Genomic DNA, 6,670 nt, shown 5'->3' on the forward strand with positions numbered 1-6,670 from the left:
GTTTAATTTCTCCCAGCCATTACGCCACCATCCACGTCCCATACAGTGCCGGTGACCCAGCTGCTTTTATCATCCAGCAGAAAGTCGATCACAGCCGCTACATCATCCGGCGAGCCGATGCGGCCGATGGGGTGGAACTCATCAAACGTAGACAATACTGCATCTACTTCGTTCGGGTCGATAAAGGATTCATAAATTGGTGTTTTAACCACGGCTGGAGCCACGGCATTAACACGGATATTGTGGTCCGCCAGCTCCATCGCCATATGCTGGGTCAGTGCGTGAAGCCCGGCTTTTGCCATGGAATATGCGGATGAAGGTGTGGCCTTAATCGCTTGTTTAGCCCACATTGAGCCAATGTTTACGATGGCCCCGGCACCGTGAGATACCATGTTGCGGGCAACAGCTTGGGAAATGAAAAATGCCGCACGGTTAAGACTCATGTATTTGTCATAGTCGTCAGAGCTGTGTTCGAGAAACGCTGTTGGCGTGAACTTACCTGCTGCATTAACCAGGTATTTTACGTGTGTGGTGTGGTCGCTTACAAAGTCTATGATACGTTGTACGTCTTCGGGCAGGTATAGGTCTGCTTGTAGCGTATCCGCTTGTTCTCGGAAAGCGAGGCTGTTTTTTGCGGTATTGAGTTTATCAGTTGAGCTGCCAATCAACACAGTGTGAATGCCGCGTTTGTTAAGGAGTTTGGCTGTCGCGAGTCCCATGCCGCTGGAACCACCAATAATGAGTGCTATCGTTTGGTTGAGGTCTCTCATTCGGTAATTTCCTGTGTTTGATGTATGGTGTGATTGAAGCTTAAGGAGTGCAGTAGCTCTTTGAAAAGTAAGTACAAATTGGTTGGGTAGGTACTTTTTGGTACATCTTTATGAAAAGTCAGGAAAAAGTTTTTTCTAGAAAATCAGCACCAGAACGTAGTGCGCGGATGGTGGAAACTATCTATGGCTGTAAATGGTCGTTAACGGTGTATCAGTTGCTTGCGAACGGAATTAATCGACCGGGTGAAATGGTGCGTAGTGTGGAAGGGTTGAGCACCAAGGTGTTGAATGAGTGTCTGCGAAAAAACATCCAGTTTGGCATTCTTGAACGTCAAACATTCAATGAGATACCGCCGCGTGTTGAATACCATGTGACGGAGTTTGGCGGAAAATTCCTGCGCATTATTGACGCGCTGGAAGCGTTGCAAGATGAGATTGACGATGATGAATAGGGAAGTCGCCGTAAGAAATTTCTAGTAGCGGGATATTGCCCCCGTTATGTTTGTTCCGCTGATATTAACCGGTTTCTAAGAGCAAAATAGATGATAACAAGACGCCGCTTTCTGCAATACACATCCCTTTTGACGGGTGGATCTTTTATGGGACGCGCACAAGGAAGATCCCTGAATAGCGATGCGCGAGGTGACTGGTATATGCCGGACGAGAGTACGCCTCATAAACGGACGTGGATGTGTTTTATGGCGAGCTACGATATTTGGAGTGAGAGACAAGTACCTGAAGTTCAGCGCAATTTGGCGACAATTGCTAAAACCATCGCAAAATATGAACCGGTATCTCTGCTTGTGAGTCGTGAGGATTACGCTATCGCTGTAGAGCTATTGGGTGGCTTAGATAATCACGTTCATCCCATTACGCTGATTGAATTCACCCTGAATGACTTGTGGATGAGGGATACAGGCCCCGCTTTTGTCGTGAATGACCGCGGAGGATTGGCGGCGGTGGACTTCAACTTTAATGGTTGGGGAGAAAAACAGGACTATGAGTTTGATGCCAAAGTGGCAGGTTTTGTCGCACAGCAAGCAGGAGCGCGTACCATCGAATCGAGCCTGATTCTCGAAGGTGGCTGTTTCGAATTGGATGGGCAGGGTACTGCGATCATGACAGAAAGCTGCATACTCAACGACAATCGGAATCCCGGCCAGTCGAAAGCCGATGCAGAGCGTGAGTTAAAAGCGTTGCTGGGGTTGGACAAAATTATTTGGCTGAAGGGCATTAAAGGTAAGGACATTACCGATGGTCATACAGATTTCTACGCACGCTTTGCTAAGCCCGGTGTGGTCGTTGTCGGTCGAGAGATGGATGGTGATTCTTATGATTACAAGATCACGCGAGAGAACATAGAGATTCTGGAGGCATCCACTGATGCTCAGGGAAATTCATTGGAGATTATCGTGTTGGATACACCATGGGACATTAACACGCGATACGGCACAGAATATTTTGCGGCAGGTTATGTTGGGTATTACGTCTGTAATGGAGCAATAATCATGCAGAAGTTTGGTGATAAACAGGCGGATAGCGCGGCAAAACGTCAATTACAAAGGGCGTTTCCCAACCATCGTATAGAACAACTCGCCGTAGATGGTATCGCCAGCGGGGGCGGCAGTATTCACTGCGCGACTCAGCAAGAGCCACGCGTTTAAGCTCCGCGCCTGAGTGTGAGAATCGGACCCCTTGTCGCAACAGGGGGGCAAAGAAGACGGACGTTGGGTCTCCGTCGGATGTGTGTCGTCCTCAGGTCATCAGGGCCGTGACTCGTTTGGCTACCTCTTGCCCTAATAGATTATGCTCAGGTGTATCCAGATGGACACCGTCGAACCGGCTTAATGTGATGTGCTCTGACGCACGGATGTAAGGAACATCCAGTGTCTCCAGTACGTTAATATAGCGTGCTTCCGCGCCATGTCCGCGTGTGTACCCCGAAAATTTATCGGCCATAGTATTCAGCGGTTCAACGATATCTGGCGGAACGATGGCCAGAATTTGAGCTGGACGTTTCATAGGTTCAGGTTTCAGTGTCTGCAGCCTGCTAATCAGCTTTTCGTACCCCGCAGCGCTTTCGATTGCGTTGGCACCGATCACATCCTGAAAATCGTTGATACCCAGCATGACAACGATCAGATCAATCGGGGAGTGAGATTCCAGAATCATCTGGATGTATTCCAGCCCATTGCGCTTAGGGCGATTGGGATCGTCAAAGTGTGTTGTGCGTCCATTGAGGCATTCTTCAATCACACTGATCTCAGGCCCCAATCGTTGCTGCATGATACCCGGCCAGCGTAGTGCGCGTGGTTGGCGATTGCGGCTGCCGGGAATGATCCCCCATGACATCGAGTCGCCATAAACTAAGATATTCAACGTTCAAACTCCTTTTCTGTAGAACTGATCAGATGCGGTATTGCTCAGCGATATCGTCGAGCCAGTCCATACCCGTACCGATGCTGTCGCTAAGTGTGCTGTAACCGTTTTCAACCTGTAACGGTTCAACGAGGAGCGGATTCCACCAATCGCAGTACTCTACCCAATGAGCGGTTGGCGTGATGCTGAGTAGTTGGCTGCTTATTTCGGGCCAGAGATGGCTGGATACAGGGATGTTTTTGCTCGCTGCCATCGCTGCCCCGCGTAGCCATCCGCTAACACCGCCGACTTTCATGACATCGAGCATCACAAAATCAGAGGCATTGTTGTCGAGTGCGTGCTGCAGATCCTGTGTGCCCCACCAATTCTCGCCGCTTTGAATCGGGGTATCAGACTGGGTACAGATGGCAGCATGGCCGCTGTAATCATGGGCGAGGGTAGGTTCTTCAATCCAGGTGAGTCCCGCATCATTCAGGTGTTTCACCCGTTCTATCGCTTCAACGGGGGAAAGGCACTGATTGTAATCCACCATCACGGCGACATCCGGGCCAACGGTATTGCGGATTGCGCGAATGACCTTGAGGTCTTCACTGACGTCTGGATAGCCAATTTTAGCCTTGATCCCCTTAAATCCGCGTTTGACCCAAGTTTCTGCGCTTTTGGCGGAGCCGTGCTCGCCGTCGTAACCAACGCCACCATAAACGGGAACTGCTTTAGCAGTGCCTCCGAGCAGTTGCACCAGATTGGTTTGATGGACGCGTGTATGTGCATCCCACAGAGCCATATCAATTGCGGCCAATGCCATACCGATCAGACCCTGTGTGCCCAGTAAGCGGAAGCGACCACTAAGTTGCGGTTCCAGCTGTGTTGGTGCCAGAGACTGGTTTTCAATAAGCGCAGACATATTGTTGATCAGATCTGCAAGAGGCTTGAGTGCAATGGGTGTGTAGGTGAATACGATGCTGCGCCCGATGATACCCGCATCGGTATATATCTCTGTGAGCACTAAGGGCGATTCAGACACCGCACCACTAGCGGTACGATGGGGTTCAAGCATCGGTAAACGAATAGCTGAAACGTTAAGGCCGGTGATTTTAGGTTGATGGCTACCAGTCATGTGTGTACTGCTCCGTGTTCATATGTGACCTGAGATGCAGAGTAAGCAGCGGAGAGTAAAGGGGTCAATCACATCAGGAGAAGTGGTCTGACCGTCGTGAGTACATAGAGGGTGGCAGACATAGAAATGGCCCTATACAGGGCCATTTGAGAGAGGTTGGAGCGTGTAAAATCAGACGATACGATTTAGGTCTTCTCGCAGTTCACGTAGCTTCGCAGCCATGATCTGCTCAAGGCGGTCTAGTTCATTCACCAGGGCCAGGCGACGATCATGATTGTTCTGGTTTTTATTCAGTGCATTCAGTTCTTCTACCGCTGCCAGCAGTACTGGATCGCTGCCGTCGTTATCGCGGCTTTGAGATGCTGCCTGCGTGTCGGCAGCGACCACTTTGTTTCGTTCAAAAGAAAAAGTACTGCTGTCGGGCAGGGCGGAGCCTTCAGGGCGCTTAAAGTAAACTTTCAGCACCTCCTGCTCATCCTGGCGACTCAATTTGTAGTGGCTGATGATGTTTGTATCTGTCAGGCCCATCGCACTCAGGGTGTTAAATTCAGACATTGCTCTTCCTACTTTTTCTTATATTGATAACGCATGATGATCGACTTTTAGCATAGTGAACGGTGCTGGAAGCTGTAGGGCCAGTTGGTTGCTGATGATGCGGCCAGTTTTGGTTCTAGCGTTAATATTTTTCTGGCACTAATCCCGAAACGGCGCACTGCTTATAGTGAAATGATCAAGTCAGCACCGTATTGAGGGAATAAACGGATGTTTGGCTGTGGTTATGGAGCCGGCCCCAACCGGAAACTGTACAGACTATAAAAAGACGCAGGAGTCACTAATGGCGACTAAGACCCACGTTCAGATCGAACTACAAGCTGAAACTCTGGAACTGTTTGATCGTTACCACAAATACACCGGTACAACGCCTGAGCTATACATCACCGAACTGGTTGAGAAAACACTGCCAACCGTTTCTGCCATGGTAGATGCGATGGATGAAGCGAGTGAAAGCCCGGAAGGTGCTGATGTGATGGAAATTTTTGGACGCAAGATGGCTGAGGCCGCCTTGCAGCAGAAACAGGAAGCGAAGGAAGCTCCGCTGACTGTTTGAGACGGACTCGTCTCTCCCTTAGAGTCGTTACTCTTTCTTTGCTCTGGTAACGCGCTTTTAGAGCCACATCCCCATGTGGCTCTTTTTTTTGCCTACCCGTCTTGATTATTCCTGTCCTGATTATCTATCAGCGATTGCCCGTCATTGTCTCTGTAGTTGTGATCGTGTTCTGGTCTTTTCGCGTGCTTTGATCTGTGTTGATCTAAGACGTTCGAGATCGTCGCTAGATGAACTAAAGCCGTCCGGTTAAAGTGCCAATAAATAGCAGCTCAATATGAATGGGTAGAACACACGCCAATACGAGGGCAGCAGGCGGAGGGATGATTAGCCACGTTCAGCTATGGCCGTCATACTGAGTTGTGAGAGTGCTCTACAGGGGGAGATGAATGCTGTATGCGTTTGTTGAGAGGCACAAAAAAGGCGACGCCTTGTAAAAGGGGTCGCCTTGATGTCCAGAGCTGGACCGTACCCTGATTATGCAGATGCAATCATCAGGGTACTCAAAGTTACTTCAGCTTAGCTGAACTGGTTAGAGGTGTTTTTCGCACCGCCAGCTTTCAGCGCGTTCTCGCCTGCGAAGTATTCTTTGTGGTCGTCGCCCATGTCGGAACCAGACATGTTCTGGTGTTTAACACATGCGATGCCCTGACGGATCTCTTTACGCTGTACGCCTTCAACGTAACCCAGCATACCCTGCTCACCGAAGTACTCTTTCGCCAGGTTGTCTACAGACAGGGCGGTAGTGTGGTAAGTCGGCAGTGTGATCAGGTGGTGGAATACGTTCGCTTCACGTGCAGTATCAGCCTGGAATGTCTTAACACGAGCGTCAGCTGCAGCAGACAGTTCAGAATCATCGTATTCAGCAGACATCAGGTTGCTACGGTCGTAAGCAGAAACGTCTTTGCCTTCAGCTTCCCAAGTATCAAACGTCTGCTGACGGAAGTTCAGCGTCCAGTTGAAAGATGGGGAGTTGTTGTAAACCAGTTTCGCATCTGGGTGAACTTTACGAACGTCGTCCATCATGCCCTTGATTTCGTGGACAGTAGGAACAGCAGTTTCGATCCACAGCAGGTCAGCGCCGGCATTGATCGCTTCGATGCAGTCGAATACGCAACGCTCGTGGCCAGTACCCGGACGGAACTGGTACAGACCAGAAGGCAGACGCTTAGGACGAACCAGCTTGCCGCCGCGGTTGAAGACAACATCGCCTTCAGCCATGTCAGCTACGTCGATCTCTTCAACGTCCAGGAAGGAGTTGTATACGTCACCCTGGTCGCCTGGCTCTTTAACTACAGC

General features: G+C 49.9%; 8 protein-coding genes. 3 read left to right on the forward strand and 5 right to left on the reverse strand.

Annotation, left to right across the window (positions count from 1 at the left end; genetic code table 11):
• Positions 1-2 precede the first annotated feature (2 nt).
• Complete coding sequence (locus tag IOQ59_RS19960) at positions 3-770, reverse strand: SDR family NAD(P)-dependent oxidoreductase (protein ID WP_193955239.1); 768 nt, start codon at positions 768-770, stop codon at positions 3-5.
• Positions 771-880: 110 nt separating this feature from the next.
• Here IOQ59_RS19960 and IOQ59_RS19965 point away from each other — a divergent pair, with 110 nt between their 5' ends.
• Entirely contained in the window at positions 881-1,222 is a 342-nt protein-coding gene (locus tag IOQ59_RS19965) for a winged helix-turn-helix transcriptional regulator (protein WP_193955240.1), read from the forward strand.
• Between the two features lie 147 nt (positions 1,223-1,369).
• Positions 1,370-2,434: an agmatine deiminase family protein gene (locus IOQ59_RS19970; protein WP_255512578.1), complete on the forward strand. Its 1,065-nt coding sequence runs from the start codon at positions 1,370-1,372 to the stop codon at positions 2,432-2,434.
• A gap of 91 nt (positions 2,435-2,525) precedes the next feature.
• Here the strand turns inward: IOQ59_RS19970 and IOQ59_RS19975 are convergent, their stop codons facing one another.
• The 3 genes from IOQ59_RS19975 to IOQ59_RS19985 all read right to left on the reverse strand — a co-directional run bounded on the left by IOQ59_RS19975 (position 2,526) and on the right by IOQ59_RS19985 (position 4,821).
• Entirely contained in the window at positions 2,526-3,149 is a 624-nt protein-coding gene (locus tag IOQ59_RS19975) for a GDSL-type esterase/lipase family protein (RefSeq protein ID WP_193955242.1), read from the reverse strand.
• Between the two features lie 28 nt (positions 3,150-3,177).
• Positions 3,178-4,266, reverse strand: a complete 1,089-nt coding sequence (locus tag IOQ59_RS19980; RefSeq protein ID WP_193955243.1) for an enolase C-terminal domain-like protein — start codon at positions 4,264-4,266, stop codon at positions 3,178-3,180.
• Positions 4,267-4,437: 171 nt separating this feature from the next.
• Entirely contained in the window at positions 4,438-4,821 is a 384-nt protein-coding gene (locus tag IOQ59_RS19985; RefSeq protein WP_193955244.1) for a DUF3461 family protein, read from the reverse strand.
• 280 nt (positions 4,822-5,101) lie between these two features.
• On the opposite strand from IOQ59_RS19985, the gene IOQ59_RS19990 reads away from it, so the two are divergent.
• Positions 5,102-5,374, forward strand: coding sequence for a hypothetical protein (locus IOQ59_RS19990; protein WP_193955245.1), 273 nt, complete (start codon positions 5,102-5,104; stop codon positions 5,372-5,374).
• A gap of 516 nt (positions 5,375-5,890) precedes the next feature.
• Here the strand turns inward: IOQ59_RS19990 and IOQ59_RS19995 are convergent.
• The coding region (locus tag IOQ59_RS19995; RefSeq protein WP_193955246.1) for an isocitrate lyase at positions 5,891-6,670 on the reverse strand (780 nt) is incomplete at its 5' end.

Origin of the sequence: Pontibacterium sinense (assembly GCF_015209595.1) — a bacterium.
Lineage (GTDB): Bacteria > Pseudomonadota > Gammaproteobacteria > Pseudomonadales > Balneatricaceae > Pontibacterium > Pontibacterium sinense.

Excerpts from the sequence above, each read along its gene's own strand:
- IOQ59_RS19960 (WP_193955239.1), bottom strand. The coding sequence starts at position 770 with ATGAGAGACCTCAACCAAACGATAGCACTCATTATTGGTGGTTCCAGC.
- IOQ59_RS19965 (WP_193955240.1), top strand. The coding sequence starts at position 881 with ATGAAAAGTCAGGAAAAAGTTTTTTCTAGAAAATCAGCACCAGAACGT.
- IOQ59_RS19970 (WP_255512578.1), top strand. The coding sequence starts at position 1,370 with ATGGGACGCGCACAAGGAAGATCCCTGAATAGCGATGCGCGAGGTGAC.
- IOQ59_RS19980 (WP_193955243.1), bottom strand. The coding sequence starts at position 4,266 with ATGACTGGTAGCCATCAACCTAAAATCACCGGCCTTAACGTTTCAGCT.
- IOQ59_RS19985 (WP_193955244.1), bottom strand. The coding sequence starts at position 4,821 with ATGTCTGAATTTAACACCCTGAGTGCGATGGGCCTGACAGATACAAAC.
- IOQ59_RS19990 (WP_193955245.1), top strand. The coding sequence starts at position 5,102 with ATGGCGACTAAGACCCACGTTCAGATCGAACTACAAGCTGAAACTCTG.